Origin of the sequence: Commensalibacter sp. A3DC, assembly GCF_047307945.1 — a bacterium.
GTDB lineage: Bacteria > Pseudomonadota > Alphaproteobacteria > Acetobacterales > Acetobacteraceae > Commensalibacter > Commensalibacter melissae.
In genome coordinates this window covers 1-2,326 of record NZ_JAXOQA010000112.1, presented here as the reverse complement: position 1 = coordinate 2,326, position 2,326 = coordinate 1, and the positions used below count along the sequence as shown (strand labels likewise).

Below are 2,326 nucleotides of genomic sequence, written 5' to 3'. Positions count from 1 at the left end.
CAATCAGTAATGTTTAATTATATCTTATTAAAATCATTGACTATTTTAATTAAGATTATTTTATAATTTTATTAATCATAGTTATTTAAATCATTTAAATATTTTAGTTAAAGCGGAATAGCTTTATGGGCTATTCCGCTGTTTTATTTAATTATCAATACGAAATTTAATTAAATATTCATAATTCCTTGCCAATTTGGCATTTTCGGTAATTTTCTTTGTAATGAAATAGCCTCAAAAGCGCCAGAAGAAGCATCAATCTGATCATCATGTGAACCATTAGGAAAGTCAGAAAGTTCATCTAAATATGATCTGTTCCAATTAGCTCTCAATAAAGATACATTTCCTATGTTAACCTGTGATGCAAATGGGTCAGCTCTGGCAATTTTATTCCCCGTTTCCCGTATTGCTTTTATTTTATACCCGGCAAGCATTTTGAGGTAATATTGCACCTGAGCCACACCCGCCTGTCCAGGATCCTGTGGAATTACAATTTTAACATCAAAACCATCCTGACTGGCGACAGCCTTGACAGTCTTAATAACTTCATCTGGCAAACCACGAAGTCGCACAACATCAAGCACTGTATATCCACTATCTACATTCCGTTGCATCTTTACCCCCACGGTCCAATCAGGATCATATTTACCAATATCTCTGGAAGCAGCAAAATCCCAACGTCTGACAACCTGGACTGGTTTTGGTGCTGCATCAATAATATTTAGCATATTGACTTTGAAAATTGATCCAGTTGATAGCGTTGGTTCACCTTGATACAAAGCAAACCAGTCTCGTTCACCCACAGCCTTTCGAATCTGTTCAAGCTCATTTCTATCATACGCTTCAGGCCATAAAGGCTCACCTTTTTTCCGTCCTAAAACATCATTTTCATTTGCAATAGCTGGTAAATTAATAACCTCCCATTTTTCACCTGCATCATTTTTCATCTGTGATAATAACCTTCCCGCCAAATCATCAACATGCCAACGAGTCTGAACAATAATAATGGCCCCACCGGGCATAATTCGTGTTCTCAATACAGACTTATACCAATCCCAGACATTATCACGCATTATTTGACTTTCAGCTTCATGTCTATCTTTTACAGGATCATCAATGATAGCAAGATGTCCTCCATAACCTGTCATGCTTCCACCAATACCTGCTGTTAAAAACACACCCCCATGATTGGTTTCCCATAAATCCTTTGCTTTGCTATCAATTGAAAGAGCAACATCAGAAAAAATATTTCGATAATATTTTGATGTCACTAGATTACGAACATCACGACCAAATTTATCAGCAAGTTTAGCTGAATAGCTGGCTGTAATGACTTGTTTTGTAGGATTGCGCCCTAAAAACCAGGCAGGAAAACGTTTTGAAATTAATTCACTTTTTCCATGGCGCGGTGGCATAAAAACCATCAGTCTTTTAACTTCACCACGTTCAACTGCTTCAAGTTTTTTACATAATAAATTCAGATGAAGACCGGCACGATAATCCGGTTTTGTATAAATTGTAAATGCCGAAAGATAATGACGCGCATCATGACGTTTTTTTAGTTCTTCAATGGCTAATTTTTTTGCTTTTTGTAGCAAAATCATAAATTATATTTTTACACCTAACAAAAATTTTATCATATAATCGTAATTATTATCTAACCGAAATTTGATTCATTCAGAAAAAAGTATTATATTAAAAATTACCTTAAGGTTTTGAAGTTATTAATTTTTTATAAAGGTATAGACAAATGAAAATTTTACAAACAAACGAATTGTCAAAAGTTGCTGGTGGTCATGGTCACAATAATAACCATCAACATCATAACAATAATCAACAGCATAATAATCATCATGATAGAGTTATTAATCCTCCTCATAATGATAAAGCTGATGGCTTGGCAAAACTCAATATCATTAAAACCGGACTAGAAAACGGTGATAATTGGGCCACAATCGGAAAAAATATTCACAACTATTTTGCTGAGAAATATAGTTTTGTTGATCATTTTGGCAGATAAGAGCCTTTATGCAACCTTGATAGAATTGCTTCATCAAGGTTGCATCATTTATTAATTTTAATAATTTTATAATAAAACTATTTTAACGTGACCTTGCCAATAAAGTTTTTTAGTTCCTCTTCAGACATATCTTCTAATGTTTTGATTTGTGTCATTTCTACTTTTGCATCATTCAATTTTGGATGACAATACGGTGCTGTCTTATAGGCAATTTCCAAAGCTGTTTCATATTTTTTTTCCTCCAAAGCTTTGTTCATTATTAAAATCATTATTTCTAATGGCAACTTATGTTTTTAAAAATTTAAT

Annotated in this window: 3 protein-coding genes; 1 reads left to right on the top strand and 2 read right to left on the bottom strand. The window is 33.5% G+C overall.

The genetic code is table 11. The features are described from left to right. Positions 1-170: 170 nt before the first annotated feature. Positions 171-1,604: a phage terminase large subunit gene (gene terL / locus U0839_RS08685; protein WP_413550495.1), complete on the bottom strand. Its 1,434-nt coding sequence runs from the start codon at positions 1,602-1,604 to the stop codon at positions 171-173. A gap of 146 nt (positions 1,605-1,750) precedes the next feature. Between terL and U0839_RS08680 the strand changes: the two genes are divergently transcribed. Continuing rightward, positions 1,751-2,020: a hypothetical protein gene (locus U0839_RS08680; protein ID WP_110439471.1), complete on the top strand. Its 270-nt coding sequence runs from the start codon at positions 1,751-1,753 to the stop codon at positions 2,018-2,020. Between the two features lie 77 nt (positions 2,021-2,097). On the opposite strand, the gene U0839_RS08675 is transcribed toward U0839_RS08680, so the two are convergent. Further along, positions 2,098-2,277: a hypothetical protein gene (locus U0839_RS08675; RefSeq protein ID WP_413550493.1), complete on the bottom strand. Its 180-nt coding sequence runs from the start codon at positions 2,275-2,277 to the stop codon at positions 2,098-2,100. Positions 2,278-2,326: the final 49 nt, after the last annotated feature.

What these genes read in the sequence shown, in the direction of transcription:
- terL (WP_413550495.1), bottom strand. Translation starts at nt 1,604, where the DNA reads ATGATTTTGCTACAAAAAGCAAAAAAATTAGCCATTGAAGAACTAAAA.
- U0839_RS08680 (WP_110439471.1), top strand. Translation starts at nt 1,751, where the DNA reads ATGAAAATTTTACAAACAAACGAATTGTCAAAAGTTGCTGGTGGTCAT.
- U0839_RS08675 (WP_413550493.1), bottom strand. Translation starts at nt 2,277, where the DNA reads ATGAACAAAGCTTTGGAGGAAAAAAAATATGAAACAGCTTTGGAAATT.